At 61.3% G+C, this 25,023-nt stretch carries 25 protein-coding genes; 16 read left to right on the top strand and 9 right to left on the bottom strand.

Annotation, left to right across the window (positions count from 1 at the left end):
• Positions 1 to 85: 85 nt before the first annotated feature.
• Together BW33_RS27320 and BW33_RS27315 are read left to right on the top strand one after the other, a co-directional pair.
• Positions 86 to 781: a DNA-3-methyladenine glycosylase gene (locus tag BW33_RS27320; RefSeq protein WP_047602540.1), complete on the top strand. Its 696-nt coding sequence runs from the start codon at positions 86 to 88 to the stop codon at positions 779 to 781.
• Positions 782 to 895: 114 nt separating this feature from the next.
• The gene (locus BW33_RS27315) at positions 896 to 2,212 is read left to right on the top strand and encodes a bifunctional DedA family/phosphatase PAP2 family protein (RefSeq protein WP_047602539.1); all 1,317 of its coding nucleotides are present in this window, start codon (positions 896 to 898) and stop codon (positions 2,210 to 2,212) included.
• Between the two features lie 123 nt (positions 2,213 to 2,335).
• Here the strand turns inward: BW33_RS27315 and BW33_RS27310 are convergent, their stop codons facing one another.
• Genes BW33_RS27310 through BW33_RS27300 form a run of 3 tightly spaced genes read right to left on the bottom strand, consistent with a single transcriptional unit; the run spans position 2,336 to position 4,015 of the window.
• Positions 2,336 to 2,926, bottom strand: a complete 591-nt coding sequence (locus BW33_RS27310) for an LON peptidase substrate-binding domain-containing protein (RefSeq protein WP_047602538.1) — start codon at positions 2,924 to 2,926, stop codon at positions 2,336 to 2,338.
• Between the two features lie 10 nt (positions 2,927 to 2,936).
• The gene (locus tag BW33_RS27305; protein WP_007960614.1) at positions 2,937 to 3,653 is read right to left on the bottom strand and encodes an LrgB family protein; all 717 of its coding nucleotides are present in this window, start codon (positions 3,651 to 3,653) and stop codon (positions 2,937 to 2,939) included.
• Positions 3,653 to 4,015: a CidA/LrgA family protein gene (locus tag BW33_RS27300; RefSeq protein WP_047602537.1), complete on the bottom strand. Its 363-nt coding sequence runs from the start codon at positions 4,013 to 4,015 to the stop codon at positions 3,653 to 3,655. Before BW33_RS27300 ends, BW33_RS27305 begins: the two co-directional genes overlap by 1 nt.
• Positions 4,016 to 4,195: 180 nt before the next feature.
• Between BW33_RS27300 and BW33_RS27295 the strand changes: the two genes are divergently transcribed.
• The 3 genes from BW33_RS27295 to BW33_RS27285 all read left to right on the top strand — a co-directional run bounded on the left by BW33_RS27295 (position 4,196) and on the right by BW33_RS27285 (position 7,158).
• A complete protein-coding gene (locus tag BW33_RS27295; RefSeq protein WP_003228575.1) occupies positions 4,196 to 4,651 on the top strand; it encodes a MaoC family dehydratase in 456 nt (151 codons plus the stop codon).
• A gap of 110 nt (positions 4,652 to 4,761) precedes the next feature.
• Positions 4,762 to 6,489, top strand: coding sequence for a C13 family peptidase (locus BW33_RS27290; RefSeq protein ID WP_047602536.1), 1,728 nt, complete (start codon positions 4,762 to 4,764; stop codon positions 6,487 to 6,489).
• Between the two features lie 27 nt (positions 6,490 to 6,516).
• Positions 6,517 to 7,158, top strand: a complete 642-nt coding sequence (locus BW33_RS27285; RefSeq protein WP_047602535.1) for an oxidoreductase — start codon at positions 6,517 to 6,519, stop codon at positions 7,156 to 7,158.
• A 194-nt stretch (positions 7,159 to 7,352) separates the two neighbouring features.
• Here the strand turns inward: BW33_RS27285 and BW33_RS27280 are convergent, their stop codons facing one another.
• The 4 genes from BW33_RS27280 to BW33_RS27265 all read right to left on the bottom strand — a co-directional run bounded on the left by BW33_RS27280 (position 7,353) and on the right by BW33_RS27265 (position 11,711).
• The gene (locus BW33_RS27280; protein ID WP_047602534.1) at positions 7,353 to 7,637 is read right to left on the bottom strand and encodes a YceK/YidQ family lipoprotein; all 285 of its coding nucleotides are present in this window, start codon (positions 7,635 to 7,637) and stop codon (positions 7,353 to 7,355) included.
• Positions 7,630 to 8,274, bottom strand: a complete 645-nt coding sequence (ubiX, locus tag BW33_RS27275; RefSeq protein WP_047602533.1) for a flavin prenyltransferase UbiX — start codon at positions 8,272 to 8,274, stop codon at positions 7,630 to 7,632. The genes BW33_RS27280 and ubiX overlap by 8 nt, the downstream gene beginning before the upstream one ends.
• A complete protein-coding gene (gene mpl / locus BW33_RS27270; protein WP_047602532.1) occupies positions 8,271 to 9,620 on the bottom strand; it encodes a UDP-N-acetylmuramate:L-alanyl-gamma-D-glutamyl-meso-diaminopimelate ligase in 1,350 nt (449 codons plus the stop codon). The genes ubiX and mpl overlap by 4 nt, the downstream gene beginning before the upstream one ends.
• A gap of 180 nt (positions 9,621 to 9,800) precedes the next feature.
• Positions 9,801 to 11,711 (bottom strand): sigma-54-dependent Fis family transcriptional regulator, encoded by a 1,911-nt coding sequence (locus BW33_RS27265; RefSeq protein ID WP_047602531.1) that lies wholly within the window; start codon positions 11,709 to 11,711, stop codon positions 9,801 to 9,803.
• 392 nt (positions 11,712 to 12,103) lie between these two features.
• Between BW33_RS27265 and exaC the strand changes: the two genes are divergently transcribed.
• The 11 genes from exaC (at position 12,104) to BW33_RS27210 (ending at position 22,544) form a co-directional block, all read left to right on the top strand.
• Complete coding sequence (gene exaC, locus BW33_RS27260; RefSeq protein ID WP_025108675.1) at positions 12,104 to 13,624, top strand: acetaldehyde dehydrogenase ExaC; 1,521 nt, start codon at positions 12,104 to 12,106, stop codon at positions 13,622 to 13,624.
• Between the two features lie 308 nt (positions 13,625 to 13,932).
• Positions 13,933 to 15,303, top strand: coding sequence for an ethanolamine permease (eat, locus tag BW33_RS27255; protein WP_047602530.1), 1,371 nt, complete (start codon positions 13,933 to 13,935; stop codon positions 15,301 to 15,303).
• 121 nt (positions 15,304 to 15,424) lie between these two features.
• A complete protein-coding gene (locus BW33_RS27250) occupies positions 15,425 to 16,819 on the top strand; it encodes an ethanolamine ammonia-lyase subunit EutB (RefSeq protein WP_047602529.1) in 1,395 nt (464 codons plus the stop codon).
• 5 nt (positions 16,820 to 16,824) lie between these two features.
• Positions 16,825 to 17,649 carry an ethanolamine ammonia-lyase subunit EutC gene (eutC, locus tag BW33_RS27245; protein ID WP_047602642.1) on the top strand — a complete coding sequence of 275 codons (825 nt, stop codon included), beginning with the start codon at positions 16,825 to 16,827 and terminating at the stop codon, positions 17,647 to 17,649.
• Between the two features lie 114 nt (positions 17,650 to 17,763).
• A complete protein-coding gene (locus BW33_RS27240) occupies positions 17,764 to 18,225 on the top strand; it encodes a GNAT family N-acetyltransferase (RefSeq protein ID WP_047602528.1) in 462 nt (153 codons plus the stop codon).
• A 273-nt stretch (positions 18,226 to 18,498) separates the two neighbouring features.
• Positions 18,499 to 19,149 carry a DedA family protein gene (locus BW33_RS27235; protein ID WP_047602527.1) on the top strand — a complete coding sequence of 217 codons (651 nt, stop codon included), beginning with the start codon at positions 18,499 to 18,501 and terminating at the stop codon, positions 19,147 to 19,149.
• Positions 19,150 to 19,153: 4 nt separating this feature from the next.
• Positions 19,154 to 19,966: a zinc-dependent peptidase gene (locus BW33_RS27230; protein WP_047602526.1), complete on the top strand. Its 813-nt coding sequence runs from the start codon at positions 19,154 to 19,156 to the stop codon at positions 19,964 to 19,966.
• Between the two features lie 112 nt (positions 19,967 to 20,078).
• Positions 20,079 to 20,606 (top strand): inorganic diphosphatase, encoded by a 528-nt coding sequence (gene ppa / locus BW33_RS27225; protein WP_007894323.1) that lies wholly within the window; start codon positions 20,079 to 20,081, stop codon positions 20,604 to 20,606.
• Between the two features lie 223 nt (positions 20,607 to 20,829).
• A complete protein-coding gene (locus tag BW33_RS27220) occupies positions 20,830 to 21,576 on the top strand; it encodes a S24 family peptidase (protein WP_047602525.1) in 747 nt (248 codons plus the stop codon).
• Between the two features lie 442 nt (positions 21,577 to 22,018).
• On the top strand, positions 22,019 to 22,258 hold the full coding sequence (locus tag BW33_RS28740; protein WP_041064933.1) for a type II toxin-antitoxin system RelB/DinJ family antitoxin: 240 nt from the start codon (positions 22,019 to 22,021) through the stop codon (positions 22,256 to 22,258).
• Positions 22,248 to 22,544: a type II toxin-antitoxin system RelE family toxin gene (locus BW33_RS27210; protein ID WP_047602523.1), complete on the top strand. Its 297-nt coding sequence runs from the start codon at positions 22,248 to 22,250 to the stop codon at positions 22,542 to 22,544. Before BW33_RS28740 ends, BW33_RS27210 begins: the two co-directional genes overlap by 11 nt.
• A gap of 42 nt (positions 22,545 to 22,586) precedes the next feature.
• On the opposite strand, the gene BW33_RS27205 is transcribed toward BW33_RS27210, so the two are convergent.
• Both BW33_RS27205 and BW33_RS27200 read right to left on the bottom strand, forming a co-directional pair.
• Positions 22,587 to 23,399: a YfaP family protein gene (locus tag BW33_RS27205; RefSeq protein WP_047602522.1), complete on the bottom strand. Its 813-nt coding sequence runs from the start codon at positions 23,397 to 23,399 to the stop codon at positions 22,587 to 22,589.
• 3 nt (positions 23,400 to 23,402) lie between these two features.
• On the bottom strand, positions 23,403 to 25,022 hold the full coding sequence (locus tag BW33_RS27200; protein ID WP_047602521.1) for a DUF2300 domain-containing protein: 1,620 nt from the start codon (positions 25,020 to 25,022) through the stop codon (positions 23,403 to 23,405).
• Between the last annotated feature and the right edge of the window lies 1 nt (position 25,023).

The following is a 25,023-nucleotide window of genomic DNA, read 5'->3' as shown; positions in this document are numbered from 1 at the left end:
ACTGCAAATTGCCGACGTTCAGCCGTAATTAAGCCGCGGATTGTTATCATCACGACCTCCTTCGCCTGGATAAACACCGTTTGCCATGTCCAATCTGACCGTTCGCGCCACTGCCGAGCGCCTGCCTCTGGGCCTTCCGGACGCTTTTTTCGACCGTGACGCACAAGTGCTGGCCCGCGATCTGCTCGGCAAAGTCATCCGCCATCGGGTCGGCGATCTGTGGCTCAGCGCCCGGATCATCGAGACCGAAGCCTATTACTGCGCGGAAAAAGGCAGTCATGCATCGCTCGGCTACACGGAAAAACGTAAGGCTTTGTTTCTGGATGGCGGGCACATCTATATGTATTACGCCCGGGGTGGTGATTCGCTGAACTTCAGCGCTCAGGGGCCGGGCAACGCGGTGCTGATCAAGTCCGCCTACCCGTGGGTCGATGAAATCAGCGGGCCGGCGAGTCTGGCGCAGATGCTGCTGAACAATCCCGATGCCCAGGGCCGGCCGCGTCCTTCGCAAAAGCTTTGCGCCGGGCAGACGCTGCTTTGCAAGGCGCTTGGGCTGAAGGTGCAGATGTGGGACGCCAAGCGGTTCGATCATGAGCTGATGCTGGTGGAAGACACCGGGCCGGCGCCGACCCAGATTATCCAGACCACTCGCCTGGGCATCCCCCATGGCCGCGACGAACACCTGATGTACCGCTTCGTCGACGCCGCGTATGCCCAGTGGTGTACGCGGAACCCTCTGCGCCGGGGTCAGGTCGAAGGTCGCGATTATTTCCTGCTGTAAACACAAACCTGTGTAGGAGCTGCCGCAGGCTGCGATCTTTGCTTTTAAGAGATCAAAAGATCGCAGCCTGCGGCAGCTCCTGCATAGGGTGATCAATAAAATGGAGTTGTGTGTATGGGCCCATGGCTCGATAGCGTGACCGGGTGGCTCGCCGCCAATCCGCAGTGGCTGGCGGCTGCGGTGTTTATCGTCGCTTGCGTGGAGTGCCTGGCAATTGCCGGGCTGATCGTGCCCGGCACGGTGTTGCTGTTTGCCGTTGCGGTACTGGCCGGCAGCGGCGCACTGTCGTTGAGTGAAACCCTGCTGCTGGGCTTTCTCGGCGGGATTCTCGGCGATGTGATTTCGTACTTTCTCGGCCGCCACTTCCACCAGAACATTCGCCGCCTGCCGGGGCTGCGCCACCATCCGGAATGGATGGCCGGGGCCGAAACCTACTTCCAGCGTTACGGCATTGCCAGTCTGCTGGTCGGCCGCTTTATCGGCCCGCTGCGGCCAATGCTGCCGATGGTCGCCGGAATGTGCGACATGCCTTTCCCGCGTTTCGCCGCCGTCAGCCTGCTGGCCGCTGCCGGCTGGAGCGTCGCCTACCTGCTGCCGGGTTGGGCCACTGGCGCGGCGATCCGTCTGCCGCTGCCGGAAGGTTTCTGGCTGCAGGCCGGCATCGTCGCCGCCAGTATTGCAGTGATGGTCGGCCTGAGCGTCAACAGCAGCTTGCGCCAGCATCGCCGCGCGACGATCTGGATCAGCAGCATGAGCCTGTTGATTCTGATCGGGCTGTTTATTGGCTATCCGTATCTGCACGCCCTCGACCAGGGCGTGATGACCCTGGTGCAGGAACATCGTCAGCCGATGCTCGATGAAATCGCGGTGACGTTCACCCTGATCGGTGAATTCCGCAACATGCTGATGTTCAGCGCTCTGCTCACCGGTCTGTTGCTGCTGTGTCGGCAATGGCGTCAGGCGATTTTTGCCGGCGGTACGCTGCTGTGCACCGCGCTACTGAATACCGTCACCAAACAGTTTTTCGCCCGGGTACGTCCGGAAGTGCTGACCGATCCGCTGACCAGCTACAGCATGCCCAGCGGCCATGCCTCCGGTTCGTTCGCACTGTTTCTGGTGCTCGCGGTCCTCGCCGGTCGCGGACAACCGCCGCGCATGCGTCTGACCTGGCTGCTGCTTGGCTGTATTCCGGCGCTGTCGATTGCTTTGTCGCGGGTGTATCTGGGCGCGCACTGGCCGACAGATATTCTGGCGGGCGCGATGCTGGCGGCGTGCGTGTGTGCGTCGGGCTTGTGGCTGAGCCAGCGCAAGGCGCCGCTCAACGCCATGCCGTTCAAGGTCTGGTGGCTGATTCTGCCGGCGCTGCTGGTGCTGTTCAGTCTGTTTGTTCTGCGGCATTTGCCGGACACGATGTTGCGTTACGCTTATTGAGAATCAAAAGATCGCAGCCTGCGGCAGTTCCTGCACGGGATTTCATTTCACACCCGCGCCAACGCGCGAATCTGAAACCAATCCCTGCAAGAGCTGCCGCAGGCTGCGATGTTTTTCGACGGTTCAGGCGAACAGCTCACCCTGAAGTTCATCGAGCAGCGCCTGGATCGCATCCAGTCGCTGCTGCGGATCGTCGAGCTGCAGCAGGTCGATCTTGTCTTCTTCGGCGAACGGCAGCAGATACGCCAGTTGATTGGCCAGCGACTGCTGCCCCAGCGCTTCGGTGCCCATGTTCAACGCCTCGACCATCGGGTGCTCGGCCAAGGCCTTGAGCAGCGCCACCAGATCGGCGTCTTCGTCCTGCAGCGGTTGCTCGGGTTCGTCGTCCAGCCAATCGACGTCGGCAAGGATCAACTGATCGCGCTGCACCTCAGTGCGCAACACCTGAAAACGCCGCCCACCCTGTACGCGAATCCCCAGCAGGCCGTTGTCCTGTTGCTGGAAATCGGTGATCCGCGCCTCGCAGCCGACCAGGGCAAAGCCTTCTGGCGCGACGCCGACTTCATCGCCGTCGAGGATGCACACCACGCCGAAACCGCCGCCCTGTTTCATGCAGCGGCCGATCATGTCCAGGTAGCGCGCCTCGAAGATCTGCAAGTCGAGGTTGCAGCCGGGAAACAGCACTGTGTTCAGCGGAAAAAGCGGCAGACTCATAGACATTTCCTTACACCACCATCGACACCGCCAACGGCAGGAATACCGCCGTGGCCACGCCCATCAGACTCATCGCCAGCGCCGCGAAGGCGCCGCACTCATCGCTTTCCTGAAGCGCCACCGAAGTACCGACCGCGTGTGCGGTCATGCCCAGCGCCATGCCGCGCGCTTCAGGGCTGTGCACGCCGAGCCGGGTCAGCAACGCCGGGCCGAAGATCGCGCCAATCACCCCGGTGATCAGCACGAACACCGCCGCCAGCGCCGCGACGCCACCGATCTGCTCTGCCACCAGCATGGCAATCGGCGAGGTCACCGACTTCGGCGCCATGGTCATCAGGATCATGTGCTCGGCACCGAACCACCAGCCGAGCAACACGCCCATGCCCGTGGCGACCACGCCGCCTATCACCAGCGTAGTAAAAATCGGCCAGAACAATTGGCGGATGCGCTTGAGGTTGAGATACAGCGGCACTGCCAGCGCAACCGTCGCCGGGCCCAGCAAAATGCTGAGGATCTCGGTGCTCTTGCGGTACTCGGCGTAGGTCAGGCCGCAGCCGACCAGCACGCCGATCACCAACAGCATCGAGACCAGCACCGGTTGCAGAAAGATCCAGCGGGTTTTCTCGAACGCCGCCAGCACCAGTTGATAGGCACCGAGGGTGATGCCGATGCCGAACAGCGGATGATGAATGACCGAAGCCCAGGCACCTTGCCAATCGAAGAGCATCAGGATTCCTCCGAGCGCGGCGCGTGCCGCTTGACCAGCCGTTGCATCAGCACCCCGGCAAAGGCCATCGACAGAATCAACGACAGCACCAGCGCGCCGACAATTGCCCAGAAATCGGCGGCGATGTCGCTCGCATAAACCATCACGCCCACCGCCGGCGGCACCAGCAGCAACGGCAGATAACGCAACAGGCTGCCGGCGGCAAGGTTCAGCGGCTCGCCGACTTCACCGCGAATGATCAGGAACACCAGCAACAGCAGCAGGCCGATGATCGGCCCCGGCAGCACCGGCAACAGCAAATGGTTGAGTGCGGTGCCGAGCAATTGGAACAGCACCAGCATGGTCAGGCCACGTAACAACATCAGACATCTCCCCCCGCAAGTCCTCGGCATTATAAGCACGGCTGCGCTATGGATCGGCATTCGCCAAAAGCATGGTCGGTTGACCGGAGCAAATCGCCATGTTGATCTACAGTGGTTCGCAGGGCGGTCAAATCACCCACCTGAAAAACTATAAAACCGATGAACCCAAGGAGAGTCTCAATGCCCTATGTTCCAGTTGCAGAGCTCAAAGATTATGTCGGCAAGGAACTCGGACGTTCCGAATGGCTCACCATCGATCAGGAACGCATCAACCTGTTCGCCGAAGCCACCGGGGATTATCAGTTCATCCATGTCGATCCGGTCAAAGCCGCGCAAACGCCTTTTGGCAGCACCATTGCTCACGGTTTCCTGTCACTGTCGCTGATCCCCAAACTGATGGAAGACATCCTCGTGCTGCCGCAAGGCCTGAAGATGGTGGTCAATTACGGTCTGGACAGCGTGCGTTTCATTCAGCCGGTGAAGGTCAATTCAAAAGTGCGCCTGAAAGTCGATCTGGCCGAAGTGACCGAGAAAAAACCCGGTCAATGGCTGCTCAAGGCCACCGCGACGCTTGAGATAGAAGGCTCGGACAAACCGGCCTATATCGCCGAACCGCTGTCGCTCTGCTTCGTATAAGCCTCTGGATGCGAAACAGCGCACGCTGTTTCGCATCAGCGCTGTTTTCCCGGCTGTATAAGGTCACATAGCTGCGGCATACTCGGTCGCCTAATTGCCCGGATCCCGCTATGCGCCCACTCGCTTCTCTTGCACCCCTTGCCCTGACCCTGATGCTCACCGCGTGCGGCGACGGCGAGTCGCTGTTGCCCCCGGATGCACGGCTGCCGGACGGCGGACGCTATCGCGGTGAACTGGTCAACGGCTTGCTGCAAGGCCAGGGCCGCGTCGACTACCCCAACGGCAGTTGGTACGCCGGACAGTTCGACAAGGGCCAATGGCATGGCCAGGGCGAGTGGCACGGCAGCAACGGCGAAGTCTATCGCGGCCAGTTCCAGCAGGGGTTGTTCGATGGCCAGGGCAGCCTGACCACCAACGCCAGCAGTTACACCGGCGGTTTCAAGCAGGGCCGACGCGATGGCGAAGGCACCCTTAAAGAAAACGCCATGACCTACCGTGGCGAGTTCAAGGCTGACCAGTATTCCGGGCTGGGTCGTCTGGAAATGGACGACGGCAGCTCCTATCAGGGCCAGTTCGCCCACGGCAAACCCAACGGTGAAGGCCAGCGCGGTGATGCCAGCGGCAATACGTTCAGCGGCCATTTCGTCAACGGCCAGCTCGAAGGCAACGGCACGTTCAACAGTGCCGATGGCGACATCTATGTCGGCGGCTTCAAGAACAGCCAGCTGCACGGCAAGGGCCGCTACGAGAACGCCGACGGCGACGTGTGGCTCGGCCAGTTCAAGGAAGGCGCGCTGACCGGCAAGGGCGAATTGATCGGTGCCGACAGCAGCCACTACATCGGCTTCTTCAACGACTGGCGCTTCAGCGGTCAGGGCCGCTTGAACCTGTCTGACGGCAGCTTCTACATCGGCGGGTTCGACGGCGACAGCTACGCCGGACGCGGCACCCTGGTGCTGACCGACGGTACCGTGCTCAGCGGCACCTGGATCAACGGCCAGCGCGTGCGTGATGCCGATGGCAAGCTGCTGCCCGACACCCTCGAACTCGGCTTGCTGGCCCAAGGGCGCCTGCTCGATGACGCGCTGGCCGCCGTGCCTGCCTCGACGCCAGCAGTCGAGCTGTACACCCTGACCCTCGGCGGCGACGGAAAACAAAGCGTGTTCCTGCGCGAGTCCGACTACGTCGCCAACATGCTCACCACACGTTTCGGCGCTTACGGCCAGATTCGTCTGGTCAACCACCGCGACCACCTCGTCGACCGGCCGATGGCAACCCGCGAGAACCTGCGCCGCGCCGCGCAGACCCTGGCCGAGCGCAGCGGCCCGGAAGACCTGGTGTTCATCTACTTGACCAGCCACGGCACCGCCGAACACGAACTGGTGCTCGATCAGCCGCGCATGGAGCTGGCCGACCTGCCCGCCGACGAACTCGCCACGGTGCTGGCACCGCTGAAAAATCGCGACAAGGTGATCGTGATTTCATCGTGCTATTCCGGTGGTTTCATCCCCGCGCTGAAAGATGAGCGCACACTGATCATGACCGCCTCGCGTGCCGATCGCGTGTCGTTCGGTTGTTCGGAAGAAGCCAACTTCACCTACTTCGGCGATGCCTTGTTCGCTCAGGCGCTGAACCAGACCGACGACCTGGAGCAGGCTTTCAAACTGGCCAAGGCCACCGTCGCCGAGCGCGAACTGGCGGACAACTTCGAAGCCTCGGAGCCACAGATCTGGGCACCGAAAACCGTGCTGGCGCACTGGCAACTGCTGCGTAAACAGCAGGCAAGAAAAGCTTTGCAGAGTGCTGCGTTGAACGACGGAGCGAGAAACAGCAACTAAGCTGAACAGTATCAAGGGAGAAACACTATGTACTTGACGCCTCAGCACGTATTGCTTGCCGGAGCCACCGGACTGACCGGTGAACATCTGCTCGACCGTTTGCTCAACGAGCCGACGATCAGCCGCGTGCTCGCCCCATCCCGCCGGCCGCTGGCGGAACATCCGCACCTGGAAAACCCGGTGGGCGACCCGCAGGCGTTTCTGCCGCAACTCAGTGGTCGCGTCGATATTGCCTATTGCTGCCTCGGCACCACGATCAAACAGGCGGGTTCCGAAGCCGCGTTCCGCGCGGTGGATCTGGACATGGTCGTGGCCTTCGCCAAACGCGCGCGGGAGATGGGCGCGCGGCACCTGATCGTGATCAGCGCACTGGGCGCCGATCCGAAATCATCGATTTTCTATAACCGGGTCAAAGGCGAGATGGAGCAGGCATTGCGCGCGCAGGACTGGCCGCAGCTGACTATCTGCCGGCCATCGCTATTGCTGGGAGATCGCACCGAACCGCGTCTGGGCGAACAGCTGGCGGCGCCGTTTTCCAAACTGATTCCGGGCAAGTACCGCGGCATCGAAGCCTGCCAACTGGCCCGCGCGATGTGGCGCCTGGCGCTGGAAGAACAGGATGGGGTGCGGGTGATCGAGTCGGATGAGCTGCGCAAGCTCGGCAAGTAATCCAAAGCGCCTGGCAGAAAGCTTTCGCGAGCAGGCTCGCTCCCACATTTGCACCGCGTATCCCTGTGGGAGCCAGCCTGCTGCGATGGAGTGCAAAGCACTCCCAGAATCAAAAGATCGCAGCCTTCGGCAGCGCCTACACGGGATTCATGTTCACTCTGCAGGAGCTGCCGAAGGCTGCGATCTTTAGATCTTTACAATCCGCCGGTCGCCTGAAACCCCACGCCAATCACGGTCAGCAAAGACAACGGCAACAGCAGCGTATCGAGCAACGCACTCGCCGGCAGATCCACCCCCGGATAACTCGGCGCTTCAGCCCCGAAGCGATCCATCGCGCAGCACCCGCCATTCATCGCATACAAATCCAGGCGCGTTCCGGAATACACCACCGGCGCGCCAGGTTTGGCGGCATCCAGCGTGCGCGCGGTGGCGCAACCGGCCAGTTGCAGCGCCAGCACAATTGCCAGCAGCTTATTCATCGCTGCTCAGATGATGCTCACCCCAACGCGGCAGCATGTCCTGAGGAATGCCCAGCAGATTGAGAATCCGCGCCACGACGAAGTCGATCAGGTCATCAATCGTCTGCGGCTGGTGATAGAAACCCGGCGAGGCCGGCAGGATGGTCACGCCCATGTTCGACAGCTTGAGCATGTGCTCCAGATGAATGCTCGAATACGGCGCCTCGCGCGGTACCAGAATCAACTGGCGGCGCTCCTTCAAGGTGACGTCCGCCGCGCGCTCGATCAGGTTGTTGCACGCGCCCGTCGCAATCGCCGACAAGGTACCGGTGGAACACGGGACCACAACCATCGCCGCTGGCGCGCCGGAACCCGAGGCTACCGGCGACATCCAGTCTTCCTTGCCGTACACGCGGATCTGCCCGGCGGCCGCCCCGGTGTACTCGGTGAGGAACGCCTGCATCATCTGCGGCTTGGGCGGCAGCGTGACATCAGTCTCAGTGGCCATCACCAGTTGCGCAGCTTTGGAGATCAGGAAGTGCACCTCGCGATCTTCCCGCACCAGGCAGTCGAGCAGGCGCAAACCGTACTGCGCGCCGGACGCGCCGGTCATCGCCAGCGTGATGCGTTCCGGGCCGTCCTGGGCAAAAGTGTTCATTTCAGCGCCTCGGCGAGCTTGCCGTGCAGGCCGCCAAAGCCGCCGTTGCTCATGATCACCACGTGGGTGCCGGGCTGGGCCTGGCTCTTCACCCGTTCGATGATGCCTTCGAGCGAATCGCTGACAATCGACGGCACGCTGCACAGCGCGGCGGTGGCTGCCAGATCCCAACCGAGGTTGGCCGGGGCGTACCAGATCACCTGATCGGCATCGACCACGCTGTCCGGCAGACCGTCACGGTGCGCGCCGAGCTTCATCGAGTTGGAGCGCGGCTCGATGATCGCGATCAGCGGTGCGTCGCCGATGCGCTTGCGCAAGCCATCGAGGGTGGTGGCGATCGCGGTCGGGTGGTGGGCGAAGTCGTCGTAGAGGGTGATGCCGCGCACTTCGGCGACTTTCTCCATGCGGCGTTTGACGTTCTTGAATGCGCTCAACCCGGCGATGCCCATCGACGGCACCACTCCGACATGCCGCGCCGCTGCCAGCGCAGCCAAGGCGTTGGCGACGTTGTGCTGACCGGTCAAATCCCACTCGACAGTGCCCTGGGACACGCCTTCGAACATCACTTCGAACGCCGAGCCATCGTCCTTGAGCAACTTGACCTGCCACTGCCCGCCGACGCCGGTGGTTTGCACCGGGGTCCAGCAGCCCATCTCGATCACTCGCTGCAAGGCAGGCTCGGTGGTCGGATGGATCACCAGACCTTCGCTCGGAATGGTGCGCACCAAATGGTGGAACTGCCGCTCGATCGCCGGCAGATCCGGGAAGATGTCGGCGTGATCGAACTCAAGGTTGTTTAGGATCGCGGTGCGCGGACGATAGTGGACAAACTTCGAACGCTTGTCGAAAAACGCGCTGTCGTACTCATCAGCCTCGATCACGAAGAACGGTGTGCCGCCCAGACGTGCGGACACCGAGAAATTCTGCGGCACCCCGCCGATCAGGAACCCCGGGCTCATGCCGGCGTGTTCCAGCACCCAGGCGAGCATGCTGCTGGTGGTGGTCTTGCCGTGCGTGCCGGCAACCGCCAGCACCCAGCGTCCTTGCAGCACATGATCGGCCAGCCATTGCGGGCCGGAGACGTACGGCAGGCCTTTGTTCAGCACATATTCCACCGCCGGGTTGCCGCGGGACATGGCGTTGCCGATCACCACCAGATCCGGCGCCGGATCGAGCTGAGCCGGGTCGTAGCCTTGGGTCAGTTGAATGCCCTGGGCCTCAAGCTGCGTGCTCATCGGGGGATAGACGTTGGCGTCGGAGCCGGTCACGTGATGGCCCAGCTCTTTGGCCAGAACCGCCATCGAGCCCATGAAAGTCCCGCAGATACCCAGAATATGAATGTGCATAGTCGACCTCGTAAAACATGGCCGCAGGTTAGCGCAGGGAGGGGGAAATCGCACTCTTTAGCTGATCACCACCACGACCACGACTGTAGGAGCTGACGAGTGCAACGAGGCTGCGATCTTTTGATCCTATAAAGAACAAGATCAAAAGATCGCAGCCTTCGGCAGCTCCTACAGGGGGATTTATGCGGTTCGGGCGATGCCGTGTTTGCGCAGCTTTCTGTAGAGGGTGTTGCGGCTCACACCGAGTTGCTCGGCGGTGTGAGTCATGTGCCAGCGCGTGCGTTCAAGTGTATTGAGCAACGCCAATCGTTCGGCATCCTCGAGAGGCTGCTCGCAGGGAATGGATTCCGCCGCTGGCGGCCGCCCCTGCCGAATCATCGCCGGCAGATCCTCCAGCCCGATCCGGCCCTCATCACACAACGCCGCCAATGTGCGCAGGACATTGCGCAACTGCCGCACGTTGCCCGGCCAGTTGAAGGCCAATAAAGCCTGGCGCGCCGATTCGTCGATCACAATCACTTCGCCGCGTGCCTCCTCGGCCAGCAGGAAATCCAGCAACTGCGATTTATCACTGCGTTCGCGCAGCGCCGGCAACGCAACTTCCAGGCCATTGAGCCGGTAATACAGGTCTTCGCGGAAGCTGCCGTCTTCGACCCGTTCCAGCAGATTGCGGTGCGTGGCGCTGATGATCCGCACGTTGACCGCCTCCGGCTCGCCGCCAATCGGCACCACCTGCCGGTCTTCCAGCACCCGCAACAAACGGGTTTGCAGCGCCAGCGGCATGTCACCGATTTCATCGAGAAACAGCGTGCCGCCATCGGCCTGCTGCAGCTTGCCGCGCATGCCGTCCTTGCGCGCACCGGTGAAACTGCCGCCGCGATAACCGAACAGCTCGCTCTCGATCAGGCTCTCGGGGATCGCCGCGCAATTGAGGGCGACGAAGGCTTTGTTGGCGCGCTGGCTGGCGTGATGCACAGCCTTGGCGAAGGCCTCCTTGCCGGAGCCGGTCTCGCCGTTGATCAGCAGCGGCACGTCGCGCTCGAACACTCGCAGCGCCTTGCGGAAATCCGCTTGCAGCGTCGCGTCGCCGAGGCAAATGTTCGCCGGCGCTTGAGACTTGGCACCGACCGGGGCTGGCATGATCGGCGCCGGTTTGCGCGATTCGCCACGCAGCAAGGCGAACAGATGCCGCCCGTCGCGGGTGCGCAGCGGCCAACTGGCGCTGGCATTGGCGCTGGCACGACCGAGCAACTCGTCCAGCGAGCAGTCGAAAAACGCCTCCACCGGTTTGCCGAGCAAACCACCGCGAATATGCCCGAGCAGGTTCAGCGCACTCTGGTTGACTGCACTGATCCGCCCTTCCCCGTCAAACGCCAGCAGCCCTTCGCTGAACAGTCCGACCGACTCGGCCTGAAGATGGAAACGCAGCAGCCATTGGTTATCGAAGCAGCGCAGGAAATAGCAGCTCTCGATCATCTTCGCCGACAGATTGACCAGCGCCATGGTGTGGAACTGGCTCTGCCGCGAAACATCGTGGCGCGCCGAGGACACGTCGAGCACCGCCAGCAGTTCACCGTGCGGGTCGAACACCGGGCTCGCCGAGCAGGTCAGGCCGGTGTGGCGTCCGCGAAAGTGTTCGTCCTGATGGATCGTCAGTGCCTGGCGCTCGACCAGACAGGTGCCGATGCCGTTGGTGCCTTCGCAGGCTTCGCTCCAGTCGGCGCCGAGCCAGAGGCCGGCACGTTCGAAAATCTTGCGTTCGGCCGGTGCAGTGACGCAGTTGAGGATCACCCCGCGCGCGTCGGTCAACAGCACCGCATGACCGGCGCCGGACAGTTGTTGATGCAGGCTGCTCATTTCATTGCCGGCGATCTGCAACACTTGTTGCAGACGTTCGCGGCTTTCAAGCACGCGCCCGTGTTCGAGTACGGTGGGCGCCATGGTCAGGGCCGGATCGAGGTGATAGTCCTCAAGACAGCGCAGCCACGAGCGGGCAATCGACGGATCGGCACCGGGTCCGTGCAGGTGCGGCTTGCCCTGACTGACGGTGAGAACCTGTTGGGCATGGCGACTCAAATGGTTGTCGTGCATTTTTTATTATTCTCCCCGAAAGGTCGACGCAAACCTCGTGCAGGAGCTGCCGCAGGCTGCGATCTTTTGATCTTGATCTGTAAAAAAGCAAAATCAAAAGATCGCAGCCTGCGGCAGCCCCTACAGGGTTTCTGTTGGCTGAGGATCCTCCAGGCAGGCTGGTATTGCAATGCTGGCAAGACCACCCGGTCACGGGCTGTGCCAAAAGCGGTACAAACTGTCACCTGCTCTGTACCGAAACCATCACAGCCGCTGCCCGCCCGTCCGACAAAAAACACGCAAGGCCTTGATTTGTCTGAGCCGCACGGCAGTGGCCCGACCTTTGCTCTACGCTTATAGCAAGCGCACTTGCGCGTTTCTCTAATAAGTACAAAGCCAAGGAGAACAACATCATGCGTTACGCTCACCCCGGTACTGAAGGCGCCAAAGTCTCGTTCAAGAGCAAGTACGGTAACTACATCGGCGGCGAGTTCGTCGCGCCTGTCAAAGGTCAGTACTTCACCAATACCTCACCAGTGAATGGCCAACCGATTGCCGAATTCCCGCGATCCACTGCCGAAGACATCGACAAGGCACTGGACGCCGCCCACGCCGCTGCCGATGCGTGGGGCGCGACCTCCGTGCAGGCGCGCTCGCTGATCCTGCTGAAAATCGCCGACCGCATCGAACAGAACCTCGAACTGCTGGCGATCACCGAAACCTGGGACAACGGCAAAGCCATCCGCGAAACCCTCAACGCCGACATCCCGCTGGCGGCCGACCATTTCCGCTACTTCGCCGGGTGCCTGCGCGCCCAGGAAGGTAGCGCAGCCGAAATCGACGGCAACACCGTGGCCTATCACATCCATGAACCGCTGGGCGTGGTCGGCCAGATCATCCCGTGGAACTTCCCGTTGCTGATGGCCGCGTGGAAACTCGCCCCGGCGCTGGCCGCCGGCAACTGCGTGGTGCTCAAGCCGGCCGAGCAAACCCCGCTGGGCATCTGCGTGCTGATGGAGTTGATCGGTGATCTGCTGCCACCGGGCGTGCTCAACGTGGTGCAAGGCTTCGGCAAAGAAGCCGGCGAAGCCCTGGCCACCAGCAAACGCATCGCCAAGATCGCCTTCACCGGCTCGACCCCGGTCGGCTCGCACATCATGAAATGCGCGGCCGAGAACATCATTCCGTCCACCGTGGAACTGGGCGGCAAGTCGCCGAACATCTTCTTCGAAGACATCATGCAGGCCGAACCGACCTTCATCGAGAAGGCCGCCGAAGGGCTGGTGCTGGCGTTCTTCAACCAGGGCGAAGTCTGCACCTGCCCATCCCGCGCGCTGGTGCAGGAATCGATCTATGACGAATTCATGCAGGTGGTGATGAAGAAAGTCCTGCAGATCAAACGTGGCGATCCGCTGGACACCGACACCATGGTTGGCGCGCAGGCGTCCGAGCAGCAATTCGACAAGATCCTTTCGTACCTGGAAATCGCCAAGGGCGAAGGCGCCGAGCTGCTGACCGGCGGCAAGGTGGAAAAACTCGAGGGCAATCTGGCGACCGGCTATTACATCCAGCCGACCCTGCTCAAGGGCACCAACAAAATGCGCGTGTTCCAGGAAGAAATCTTCGGCCCGGTGGTGAGCATCACCACCTTCAAGGACGAAGCCGAAGCCCTGGCGATCGCCAACGACACCGAGTTCGGCCTCGGTGCCGGTCTGTGGACCCGCGACATCAACCGCGCCTATCGCATGGGCCGCGCGATCAAGGCCGGTCGTGTGTGGACCAACTGCTACCACCTGTACCCGGCGCACGCCGCGTTCGGCGGGTACAAGAAGTCCGGCGTCGGCCGTGAAACCCACAAGATGATGCTCGATCACTATCAGCAGACCAAAAACCTGCTGGTGAGCTACGACATCAATCCGTTGGGCTTCTTCTAAAACCCGAGGGCGATACAGATATTTCCGTGTCGCCCGTTCAACCGCTATCGCGAGCAGGCTCGCTCCCACAAGGGAGTCGTGTCGCACCACATACGCAGGCTAGCCACAAATCCACTGTGGGAGCGAGCCTGCTCGCGAAGGCGTCCTGTCTGACACACCATCAATGGCCTGGCCGCTCTGGCACGGCCCTTGCGTACCCGTCATTCAGGTTTTGCAGAAAAACTGCCGCTGCGTGAACAGCATCCATCCACCTCAACCGCTACACCCGAAAGTCCAACAGATCGAACAATAAAAAACAGAGAGGACTTATGACTTCCACCACACAGCTCAAACCCACACTCGGCACCCTGCACCTCTGGGGCATTGCCGTCGGCCTGGTGATTTCCGGCGAATACTTCGGCTGGAGTTACGGCTGGGGCACCGCGGGCACCCTCGGATTTCTGGTCACGGCGCTGATGGTCGCGACCATGTACACCTGCTTCATCTTCAGCTTTACCGAACTGACCACCGCGATTCCGCACGCGGGCGGACCGTTTGCCTACAGCCGCCGGGCGTTCGGCGAAAAAGGCGGATTGATCGCCGGCATCGCCACCCTGATCGAATTCGTTTTTGCCCCACCGGCGATCGCCATGGCCATCGGCGCCTACCTCAACGTGCAGTACCCGGAGCTTGATCCGAAGGTGGCAGCGGTCGGCGCGTATTTCGTGTTCATGACCCTGAACATCCTCGGCGTCAGCATTGCCGCGACTTTTGAGCTGGTGGTCACTGTGCTGGCGGTCGCCGAACTGCTGGTGTTCATGGGCGTGGTCGCACCGGGCTTCAGCTTCAGCAACTTCGTGCTCAACGGCTGGTCGGGTGCCAACGAGTTCACCATGGGCTCGATCCCCGGAATCTTTGCCGCGATCCCGTTTGCGATCTGGTTCTTCCTCGCCATCGAAGGCGCGGCCATGGCCGCGGAAGAGGCCAAGGACCCGAAACGCACGATTCCCAAGGCTTATGTCAGCGGCATCCTGACCCTGGTGTTCCTCGCCATCGGCGTGATGGTGATGGCCGGCGGCGTCGGCGACTGGCGCCAACTGTCGAACATCAATGACCCGCTGCCACAGGCAATGAAAGCCGTAGTCGGCAATAACTCGACGTGGATGCACATGCTGGTGTGGATCGGCCTGTTCGGCCTGGTGGCGAGTTTCCACGGGATCATCCTCGGTTACTCGCGGCAGTTCTTCGCCCTCGCCCGCGCCGGTTACCTGCCGAAAAGCCTGGCCAAGCTGTCGCGCTTCCAGACCCCGCACCGGGCGATTCTGGCCGGCGGGGTGATCGGTATCGCGGCGATCTACAGCGATGGCCTGGTCAACCTGCAAGGCATGACCCTGACTGCAGCGATGATCACCATGTCGGTATTCGGCGCGATCGTGATGTACATCATCAGCATGCTCAGCCTGTTCAAACTGCGCAAAACCGAACCGAACCTGGAACGCACCTTCCGCGCGCCAGGCTATCCGGTGGTGCCGGCGATTGCGCTGTTCCTGGCGGTGGTGTGCCTGGTGGCGATGGCGTGGTTCAACACGCTGATCGGCTGTGTGTTCCTTGGTTTCATGGCCGCTGGTTATCTGTACTTCCAACTGACCGCCAAGCAACGCGCCGAAGCCCCGACAGACGCTATGCTCGAAGGTATCTGACTGCCATATAAAAGTGCACAGCGCCCATCCAGGCACTGTGCTGGAACCCTGTAGGAGCTGCCGAACGCGGCCCGAGCCTTCGGCAGCTCCTACAGGGGTGAATCAATTACAGGAGGACAGCATGGCCGCATTTGCCCATTCCGTCGGCGCCCAGACCTACCGCTTCGACAGCCTCAAGGATGTCATGGCCAAGGCCAGCCCCGCGCGCTCCGGGGACTTTCTGGCCGGCGTTGCCGCGCTCAACGACGGCGAACGCGTGGCCGCACAAATGGCGCTGGCCGACATCCCGCTCACGCACTTCCTGCAAGAAGCGTTGATTCCCTACGAAAGCGATGAAGTCACCCGACTGATCATCGACACCCACGACAAACAAGCCTTTACCGTGGTCAGCCACCTCACCGTCGGTGGTTTCCGCGACTGGCTGCTCAGCGACGCCGCTGACGAAACCAGCCTGCGCGCGCTCGCCCCCGGCCTGACTCCAGAAATGGTCGCCGCCGTATCGAAGATCATGCGCGTGCAGGATCTGGTGCTGGTTGCGCAGAAGATCCGCGTGGTCACAAAGTTTCGCGGCACCCTCGGCCTGCGCGGACGCTTGTCGACCCGTCTGCAACCGAACCATCCGACCGACGAGCCATCCGGTATCGCCGCGAGCATTCTCGACGGCCTGCTGTACGGCAACGGCGACGCGATGATCGGGATCAACCCGGCCACCGACAGCATCGCCTCGATCTGCGCGATGCTGGAGATGCTCGATGCGATCATCCAGCGCTACGACATCCCGACTCAGGCCTGCGTGCTGACGCACGTCACCACCTCGATCGAGGCGATCAACCGGGGGGTGCCGCTGGATCTGGTGTTCCAGTCGATTGCCGGCACTGAAGCGGCCAACGCCAGTTTCGGCATCAATCTCAACGTATTGCAGGAAGGCTATGACGCCGGGCTGAGCCTGAAGCGCGGCACCCTCGGGCAGAACCTGATGTATTTCGAGACCGGTCAGGGCAGCGCGCTGTCGGCCAACGCCCACCACGGCGTCGACCAGCAGACCTGCGAAACCCGGGCCTACGCCGTGGCGCGGCATTTCAAGCCGTTTCTGGTGAATACCGTGGTCGGCTTCATCGGCCCGGAATACCTCTATAACGGCAAACAGATCATCCGCGCCGGCCTCGAAGACCACTTCTGCGGCAAGTTGCTCGGCGTGCCGATGGGCTGCGACATCTGCTACACCAACCATGCCGAAGCCGATCAGGACGATATGGACACCCTGCTGACCCTCTTGGGTGTGGCCGGGATCAACTTCATCATGGGCATCCCCGGCTCCGACGACATCATGCTCAACTACCAGACCACCTCGTTCCACGACGCGCTCTACGCGCGCCAGACCCTGGGCCTGAAACCGGCGCCGGAGTTTGAGCAATGGCTGGCGAACATGGGCATTTTCACCCAGGCGGACGGCAAGGTTCGCTTTGGCAACAACCTGCCGCCGGCCTTCCGCCAGGCGCTGGCGCAACTGGGATGAGTGTGATGGAAAAACCGCCTGTCGACCCGCAAAACCCATGGCTGGAGCTGCGCCGCCTGACCCCGGCGCGCATCGCCCTCGGCCGCACCGGTACCAGCCTGCCGACCAGCGCCCAGCTGGATTTCCAGTTCGCCCACGCTCAGGCGCGAGATGCGGTGCATCTACCGTTCGATCATGCCGGGCTCAGCGCGCAACTGAGCGAACGCGGACGTGACAGCTTGTTGCTGCACAGCGCGGCGACCGATCGCAACAGCTACCTGCAACGCCCGGATCTGGGGCGCAAGCTCAGCGACGCCTCGGCGCAGACCCTGCGGGATTACGCTTTAGCGCACCCCGGCGGGGTCGATCTGGCGATTGTGGTGGCGGACGGATTGTCGGCGCTGGCGGTGCATCGGCATACCTTGCCGTTTCTGACCCGCCTGGAGGAGCAGATGAGCGCCGACGGTTGGTCGGTTGCCCCCGTGGTGTTGGTGGAACAGGGTCGAGTCGCCATCGGTGACGAGGTCGGTCAGTTGCTTGGCGCAAAAATGGTCGTGATGCTGATCGGAGAGCGTCCGGGCCTTAGCTCGCCCGACAGCCTGGGGTTGTATTTCACCTACAATCCAAAGATCGGGCTGACCGATGCCTACCGCAATTGCATCTCCAACGTGCGGCTTGAAGGCTTGAGCTACGGCATGGCCGCGCATCGCTTGTTGTATCTGATGCGCGAAGCCTGCCGGCGGCAGCTGTCGGGGGTCAATCTGAAGGACGAAGCACAGGTGCAGACGCTGGAGTCGGACGCCGGTGCGGACATGAAGGGAAACTTCCTGCTCGATCCACCCACAACCTGAACCGTTTCCGCATTGCGTTTCTGCGCTGCTTTCAGGCAGGATCGACGCACGGCCGCAGGGTTTCCCATCGCCGTCAGAGCAGTTGAAGACAGCCACTTGAAGACGAGACCTATCATGCGGATTATTCAAGCGACCCTCGAACACCTGGATTTGCTGACCCCGTTGTTCGTCAAATATCGCGAGTTCTACGGTTCCCTGCCCTACCCGGATTCCTCCCGCGCGTTTCTCGAAAAACGCCTGCGCCGCAAGGAATCGGTGATTTATCTGGCCCTGGCCGATGATGACGACAAGAAACTGATGGGTTTCTGCCAGCTCTACCCAAGCTTCTCCTCGCTATCGCTCAAGCGCGTGTGGATCCTCAACGACATTTATGTCGCCGAAGACGCCCGCCGCCAACTGGTGGCCGACAACCTGATCCGCACCGCGAAGAAAATGGCCAAGGAAACCCATGCTGTGCGCATGCGCGTTTCCACCAGCAGCAATAACGAAGTGGCGCAGAAAACCTACGAATCCATCGGATTCAAGGAAGACACCGAGTTCAAGAACTACGTGTTGCCGATCAGCGACGAGCTCTGAATCGAAAAGATCGCAGCCTTCGGCAGCTCCTACATCTGGAATGCGTTGCCCTGTAGGAGCTGCCGAAGGCTGCGATCTTTCAGCCCCTCCCGTTATTCCTGACAATTCATCACACCCCGACATCCCTCGCTACAAAACCAACGCGCTTTTCACCTCTCAGACCGTATAATCCCGAGCTTTCCGGCTTGTAAGAAAAACTACACCCCGCTGTAGGCTTACACCCGAATCATCCGCACAGGCCTGCCGAGTCGGGCCGTCACCACAGGTGCCCCCATGGATTTCAACCCGCTCGACCTTATCCTGCATCTCGATGTGTACCTCGATTTGCTGGTGACCAACTACGGGCCGTGGATCTACGCGATTTTGTTCGCTGTCATCTTCTGTGAAACCGGTCTGGTGGTGATGCCGTTCCTGCCGGGTGATTCGCTGTTGTTCATCGCCGGTGCCGTGGCAGCGGGCGGTGGTATGGATCCGGTGCTGTTGGGCGGTCTGCTGATGCTCGCGGCGATCCTCGGCGACAGCACCAACTATGTGATTGGCCGAACGGCGGGCGAAAAACTCTTCAGCAACCCGAACTCGAAAATCTTCCGTCGCGACTACCTGCAGAAAACCCACGATTTCTACGACAAGCATGGCGGCAAGACCGTGACCCTGGCGCGCTTCCTGCCGATCATCCGTACATTTGCCCCGTTCGTCGCCGGCGTCGGAAAAATGCCCTACCCGCGCTTCTTCGCTTTCAGCGTGTTCGGCACCGTCCTGTGGGTCGGTGGTCTGGTAACCCTGGGTTACTTCTTCGGCAACGTGCCGTTCATCAAGAAGAACCTGTCGCTGCTGGTGGTTGGCATCATCCTGCTGTCGCTGGTGCCGATGATCATCGGCGTGGTGCGCAGCCGTTTCGGCGGCGCGAAAGCCGAAACCCACTGATCCAATGTGGTCGTTGAGCGCCTGGCGTCGCCGGCGCATTCTGGCCAGGCATCCGATTGCCGACGATATGTGGCAGCGGGTGCGCCATCACCTGAGCTTCCTCGACGGCATCAGTGCCGCCGAAGACCAGTGGCTGCGCGAAGCCAGTGTGCTGTTTCTCGAAGAAAAACACCTGACCGCCCTGCCTGGCGTCGAACTGCATCAGGAACAACGCCTGCTGCTCGCTGCCCAGGCACAGTTGCCGTTGCTCAATCTGGGTGAGTTGAACTGGTATCAGGGTTTCCACGAAATCGTCCTTTATCCCGACGACTTCCTCAGCCCGCAACGCCATCGCGATGCCAGCGGCGTCGAGCACGAGTGGGACGGCGAGCACAGCGGCGAAGCCTGGCAACAGGGGCCGATCATCCTCGCCTGGCCGGGCGTGATGGCCAGTGGTGGCTGGGAAGGCTACAACCTGGTGATCCACGAACTGGCGCACAAACTCGACATGCTCAACGGCGACGCCAACGGCCTGCCGCCGCTGCACGCCGACATGCGCGTCAGCGACTGGGCCGAAGTCATGCAGCACGCCTACGACGACCTCAACCGCCAGCTCGACCACAATCCCGATGCCGAAACCGCCATCGACCCGTACGCCGCGGAAAACCCGGCGGAGTTCTTCGCGGTCACCAGCGAATACTTCTTCAGCGCTCCGGATCTGCTGCACGCGGCTTATCCACAGGTCTACTTGCAACTGCAGCTTTTCTACCGGCAGGATCCGTTGGGCAGGCTGCGGCAACTTCAGGCCACAGACCCGGTCTATCAGGCGCACGAGTAAGCGCTGCACGACTTCTGGTACGTGGCGTCGGCGTAGGAATGTGCCTATAATCGCCGCCACTTTTTGGTCAATCCGGCCAAGTGTTTTTGGTCAACTACGGGGGCAACGCCCAATGAGCTACAGCAAGATTCCGGCTGGCAAAGACCTGCCGAACGACATCTACGTCGCGATCGAGATCCCGGCCAACCACGCGCCGATCAAATACGAAATCGACAAAGACAGCGATTGCCTGTTCGTTGACCGTTTCATGGCCACCCCAATGTTCTACCCGGCCAACTACGGTTACATCCCGAACACCCTGGCTGACGACGGTGACCCCCTCGACGTGCTGGTTGTGACCCCTTACCCGGTTGCTCCAGGCTCGGTGATCCGCGCGCGTCCAGTCGGCATCCTGAACATGACCGACGACGGTGGCGGCGATGCCAAAGTCATCGCAGTTCCACACGACAAGCTGTCGCAGCTGTACGTCGACGTGAAGGAATACACCGACCTGCCTGCGCTGCTGATTCAGCAGATCGAGCACTTCTTCGCGAACTACAAAGATCTCGAAAAAGGCAAATGGGTCAAGATCGAAGGCTGGGCTGGCGCTGACGCCGCTCGCGACGCGATCACCAAGTCGGTTGCGGCCTACAAGGGCTAAGCACCTGCTTGCTGCATGACGCTTGAAGAAAACCCCGGTTGATCCGGGGTTTTTTGTGCCTGGGTAAAGCTGTCTTAAACAGTGTGTTTACGACGGACTACAGAAAAGTTTTAAGGTGTGTAATTTCCCACAAGCACGTCTTACATCCGGTCGCAAAATACAGCCGCTTTTTGAACACCCAGTTTATTCAAACCGCTCTAGCACGGCCGTAGACTCCGTGTTTATGAGAAAGAACACTAGCGGTCCAAGATTCAAGGCACTCCTGGAAGCAGCGAACATCACCACCACGGGATTCGCAAAGTTCTGGGGCACGGAAGCCCAAAATATTCATAACTGGTACACCCGAGGCGTCCCGGCGTATCGCATGGAGGAAGTCTCACGCCTGCTCTCGGTCAACAGCGACTGGCTGAAAACCGGCGAAGGCAGCAAAGAATCACCACGCCTGCACACCCCTGCCAGCAACGGCGACACCTTTGACGCCCAGTCCGTCAACGGCGTCTATTCCATCATCAACCCCAACGACATCGAACTGCCGTTTTTCAAGGAAACACCGCTCAGCGCCGGCGCCGACAAGACCCACGTCATCCTCGACCCCGAGCAAACCGTCCGTCTGCCTCGCGCCCATCTCGCGCAACTGGAAATCCGCCCCGGCGACGCCATCTGTGCACACATGATCGGCAACAGCATGGCCGAGCGCATCGAAGACGGATCGATCATCGGCATCGACCGCGGCCTGACCCAGGTGGTCGACGGCGAAATCTATGCCATCGAACACGACGGCATGCTGCGCATCAAATACCTGCACCGTATGCCCGGCAATGCCCTGCGCCTGCGCAGCCACAACAGCGCCGAATACCCGGACGAAATCTTCCGCGCAGCGCAGATCGATGAGCAGAGAATCCATATTCTGGGCTGGGTATTCTGGTGGTCGACCCTAGGCAAACGCCGGCCGGTGGTGCCGTTTCTCTGATCGGATACGGATCTTCAACCCTGTACCAAACCCTGTGGGAGCGAGCCTGCTCGCGAAGAGGCCCCGAAAATCAGTACAAATTACAAATATCGACCACCGCAGTGGCTCTATTCCGCAGTTGAGACTGGGAATCCCCAACAAAACTCAGTATCCTGCGCCCCACATTTGCGCATCGCCCCGCTCCCGCGGCTCAGATGACGCCCGACGCGGCAGACCAACGTCTGACCAAGTCCCACAGCCGGACGCAGATCCGGGTGTACGTTTTGAAGGCTGACGCGGTTTACCAAAAATAAACCAAGCCAGTCCCCGAGAAGCCGGCCACAAGCCGGCTTTTTAATGCCTGAAAGTAAGCCAAGCCTACCGTCTGATACCTGAATTCCCACTTGTCGAGGACGCCCCCCCTTGATACCGTAACGACAAACGTCATTACAGGTATCGCATCATGGCCTCCATCAACATCCGCATTGATGATGAGCTGAAACAACGCTCGTTCGCAGAGCTGGAAAAGCTTGGCGTCACACCTTCGGAGCTTCTGCGCCAAACACTTCAATACGTTGCTGAGCGGGGCAAACTGCCGTTCAAGACCGCACTCATCAGCGAAGAAGATGAAGCTCTCATCGCCGTAGTCAGCGAACGTCTCGCCTCTCCTCAACGAGTCAAGGTAAGTCTGGATGACCTATAACCTTGAATTCGATCGTCGTGCTTTAAAGGAGTGGAACAAACTGGGCGATACGGTTCGTCAACAATTCAAAAAGAAGCTCGTAGAGGTATTGGAAAGCCCTCGCATAGAAGCCAATCGACTTCGCGAGCTGCCGGACTGCTACAAAGTGAAGCTCAAAAGTGCTGGATATCGCTTGATCTATCAGGTGATTGATCAAGAGATCGTGGTGTTCGTAGTCGCTATCGGTAAACGTGAGCGAGAGGCTGCTTACGAGGTCGCACAAGATCGGCTGTCGCCCCAGTCCTGAGCTTTTTTGAAATCGGGCAGCAACCCGCTGCCGAATTCCCCATCACGGATAACTGAACGATTTAACCAACGTCAGTTCACCCACCGCCCGCATCGGCACCACAAACGTCTCGATCTTCTCGCTCGGCGTCCCCTCTTCGGTAATCACCGTTACCTGCGCCGTGGTCAGCGGCTGCACCGCCTCTTCCCCGCCCTCGTCATCCCCGCGATACCCACCGCCGAAGTAGTTCACGTACACCAGATACTGGCCCTTGATCGGTGCCGGCATGGCGAAGATTTCCGGGCCGTAGCCGGTGGTGACGTCGACGTCGAGGGCGGCGCCGTTGGCGGCGACGCGGTCGCCGTACCAGATGTGTGCGCCGTCGGGGGTGATCAGGTGCAGGTCGAGGTCGGTGCCGTCGCTGTCCCAGGCCAGTAGCACGCGCAGTTTGGCCGGGGTGGCGCCGCCGCTGGTGTTGAGGAATTGGGTGCGGTGGCGTTGTTGGCCGTCGGGGCTGCGCACTTCGACGCTGTTGCTGCCGTTGGGGAAGGAGAACGGGCGATCGAAGCGGCCGCTGTCGTCGATTTTCAGCGGCATGCTGACGCCGTTGACGATCAGTCGGCCCGGCTCCTTGCTCTTGGGGGTGGCTTTGATTTCACCGCTGATGCGCGCGGTGTTGGCCTGGCCGACCGGGGTGTTGACCGAGGAGGCCGGGTAGTTGACGGTCTGGCGGAAGTTCTCGCCTTCGCCCTCGGGCGCGCCGGTGCGCCAGCCGCCGACCGGGGTGTCGAGTTTGACGCTGTCGGCGGCCATTGCCATCGGCAACGCATGGAACGCGCAGAGCAACAGCAAGACCTGTGGGTAACGGAGTGTCATGGTCTATTCCAGCAAGAGGTGACGGGCAAGCCCTTCGATGTAGGTTTCATCCTGACCATTGGGATGTGCTTCAAAAGCCAGGTGCAGATATTCGTGAGTCAGGTCGAGGCGATCCTGCAGCGTCAGCACGCCGCGCACGTAGATACGCTGGCGTTCGCGGTCGACAAACGGGCGGCCGAACGCCAGTTTGCACACGGCAAAGGTGCTGACTTCGTTGTAGCCGGTTTCGCTTTCCAGCGTCGGACGCCAGCCGCGGCGCTGCTTTTGCAGCCAGTCTTGCGCGGCGGGCAGTGCTTCGCAGGAAGCGACCGGGTTGTCCCAACGGCTGAGGCTCGCGCGCGGATAGGCGTGCAGCAGAATCGCGTCATAGCGCTGGCCGGCGTTGGCCTGTTCGACGGCTTGTTGCCAGGCGAGTTTGTCCGGGCCGGGTTGATCGGAGTGATAGGTGACCGTGCTGCCGGCCAGCACCAGATCCGCGGTCCACGCCGCGATGTTGCGCGACTCGGCGGAGGCTGGACGCGGAGCGACGCGCTGACGGTTGCTGCTGTCGTCGATGCTCAGGCAATCGCCGTTGCGCGTGGCGTTTTGCAGCAGATAGGTGCGGATCGCCACGGCCAGCGCCTTGGCGGCTTCGGCGGGTTCGGGTCTGGCTTCGCGCTCAAGAACGCGGGCGACGTATTCTTCACGATCGAGCCGTGCGACGAGTTTGTCGTTGAGCAGAAACAGTTCGCCGGCGCTGTGGATATCCAGCGCGTTACCGTTGGCGAATTCGACGCGGTAGTCGCCCTGCAAAGGCCCGGAGCCAGCAACGCGCTCACCTGACAGGACTCGCGAAAGCGGATAACGCGAGAACAGTCCAACCTCAACACAACGTCCTGCTTCCGCTGGCCAGGAAGAAGGCATCACCGTCGCCAACGCCTGCCCGTAATGGCGCAGAACCATCTGACTGGTGCCACGCCCACCGGCCCAGATCGGCGAGCCGTCCGCCGTCCAACCGGCGAAACCGCCCTGCCGCGATTGCGGATCCTGATCGCCGAGCCAGCTCCAGGTCTTCACCCGCAAACGCCCGCCCAGTTCACCAACGACATTGCCGTCCGCCGCACTCAGCACCACGTCGAGCAACACGCGGCGCATCTGATCCTGCGCCGGCAGCAACGACAACACCTTCAGCAAGTCAGCCACGGAAACCCGGGTAGCCGGTTGCACGGTTGGCAAATCCAGCAACCACGAAGGCGCCTGCCGCGCCTGCCAATACGTGCGCCAATCGGCAGCAGCTATGCCCAGTCGCGCCGGTTCAAAATACAACCCGCAGGATTTCACCAACGCCTGATCACGGTCGATCTTGCCGCCCGCCGCGCAGCAATAAACCTCTTCCTTGGACTCCCCGCGACATTCATACGCCGGCTCGCGCGCGCCGGTATCCACCAGCCACGCGTACACGAACAATTTCCACAGACTGCCCAGCGGCGTATCCAGCGTCGCCGGCAAGGGCTCGCGAGCGATCAGTTGCGAGTGATTCAACGACAGCAACTCGCCCTTGTACGCCAGCCGCAGCGGCTCATCCTGCGCCGTCGCCAGCGCAGGCATCACACACATCAGCAGCCACAGCAGCGGCCGGTTCATG

It is taken from the genome of Pseudomonas sp. RIT288 (assembly GCF_000631985.1).
Taxonomy (GTDB): Bacteria; Pseudomonadota; Gammaproteobacteria; order Pseudomonadales; family Pseudomonadaceae; genus Aquipseudomonas.
The sequence above is the reverse complement of the archived record's forward strand: the minus strand, read 5'-3'. Positions and strand labels throughout refer to the sequence as shown.

Bases quoted from the DNA above. Each gene is read 5' to 3' on its own strand.
- eat (WP_047602530.1), top strand. From the start codon at position 13,933: ATGACTTCCACCACACAGCTCAAACCCACACTCGGCACCCTGCACCTC.
- BW33_RS27300 (WP_047602537.1), bottom strand. From the start codon at position 4,015: ATGTTGTTACGTGGCCTGACCATGCTGGTGCTGTTCCAATTGCTCGGC.
- BW33_RS27310 (WP_047602538.1), bottom strand. From the start codon at position 2,926: ATGAGTCTGCCGCTTTTTCCGCTGAACACAGTGCTGTTTCCCGGCTGC.
- BW33_RS27205 (WP_047602522.1), bottom strand. From the start codon at position 23,399: ATGACACTCCGTTACCCACAGGTCTTGCTGTTGCTCTGCGCGTTCCAT.
- BW33_RS27220 (WP_047602525.1), top strand. From the start codon at position 20,830: ATGAGAAAGAACACTAGCGGTCCAAGATTCAAGGCACTCCTGGAAGCA.
- BW33_RS28740 (WP_041064933.1), top strand. From the start codon at position 22,019: ATGGCCTCCATCAACATCCGCATTGATGATGAGCTGAAACAACGCTCG.
- BW33_RS27280 (WP_047602534.1), bottom strand. From the start codon at position 7,637: ATGAATAAGCTGCTGGCAATTGTGCTGGCGCTGCAACTGGCCGGTTGC.
- BW33_RS27305 (WP_007960614.1), bottom strand. From the start codon at position 3,653: ATGCTCTTCGATTGGCAAGGTGCCTGGGCTTCGGTCATTCATCATCCG.
- BW33_RS27320 (WP_047602540.1), top strand. From the start codon at position 86: ATGTCCAATCTGACCGTTCGCGCCACTGCCGAGCGCCTGCCTCTGGGC.
- BW33_RS27265 (WP_047602531.1), bottom strand. From the start codon at position 11,711: ATGCACGACAACCATTTGAGTCGCCATGCCCAACAGGTTCTCACCGTC.
- BW33_RS27290 (WP_047602536.1), top strand. From the start codon at position 4,762: ATGCGCCCACTCGCTTCTCTTGCACCCCTTGCCCTGACCCTGATGCTC.
- BW33_RS27295 (WP_003228575.1), top strand. From the start codon at position 4,196: ATGCCCTATGTTCCAGTTGCAGAGCTCAAAGATTATGTCGGCAAGGAA.
- BW33_RS27240 (WP_047602528.1), top strand. From the start codon at position 17,764: ATGCGGATTATTCAAGCGACCCTCGAACACCTGGATTTGCTGACCCCG.
- BW33_RS27230 (WP_047602526.1), top strand. From the start codon at position 19,154: ATGTGGTCGTTGAGCGCCTGGCGTCGCCGGCGCATTCTGGCCAGGCAT.
- BW33_RS27210 (WP_047602523.1), top strand. From the start codon at position 22,248: ATGACCTATAACCTTGAATTCGATCGTCGTGCTTTAAAGGAGTGGAAC.
- ppa (WP_007894323.1), top strand. From the start codon at position 20,079: ATGAGCTACAGCAAGATTCCGGCTGGCAAAGACCTGCCGAACGACATC.
- BW33_RS27250 (WP_047602529.1), top strand. From the start codon at position 15,425: ATGGCCGCATTTGCCCATTCCGTCGGCGCCCAGACCTACCGCTTCGAC.
- mpl (WP_047602532.1), bottom strand. From the start codon at position 9,620: ATGCACATTCATATTCTGGGTATCTGCGGGACTTTCATGGGCTCGATG.
- BW33_RS27235 (WP_047602527.1), top strand. From the start codon at position 18,499: ATGGATTTCAACCCGCTCGACCTTATCCTGCATCTCGATGTGTACCTC.
- BW33_RS27200 (WP_047602521.1), bottom strand. From the start codon at position 25,022: ATGAACCGGCCGCTGCTGTGGCTGCTGATGTGTGTGATGCCTGCGCTG.
- ubiX (WP_047602533.1), bottom strand. From the start codon at position 8,274: ATGAACACTTTTGCCCAGGACGGCCCGGAACGCATCACGCTGGCGATG.
- eutC (WP_047602642.1), top strand. From the start codon at position 16,825: ATGGAAAAACCGCCTGTCGACCCGCAAAACCCATGGCTGGAGCTGCGC.
- exaC (WP_025108675.1), top strand. From the start codon at position 12,104: ATGCGTTACGCTCACCCCGGTACTGAAGGCGCCAAAGTCTCGTTCAAG.
- BW33_RS27315 (WP_047602539.1), top strand. From the start codon at position 896: ATGGGCCCATGGCTCGATAGCGTGACCGGGTGGCTCGCCGCCAATCCG.
- BW33_RS27285 (WP_047602535.1), top strand. From the start codon at position 6,517: ATGTACTTGACGCCTCAGCACGTATTGCTTGCCGGAGCCACCGGACTG.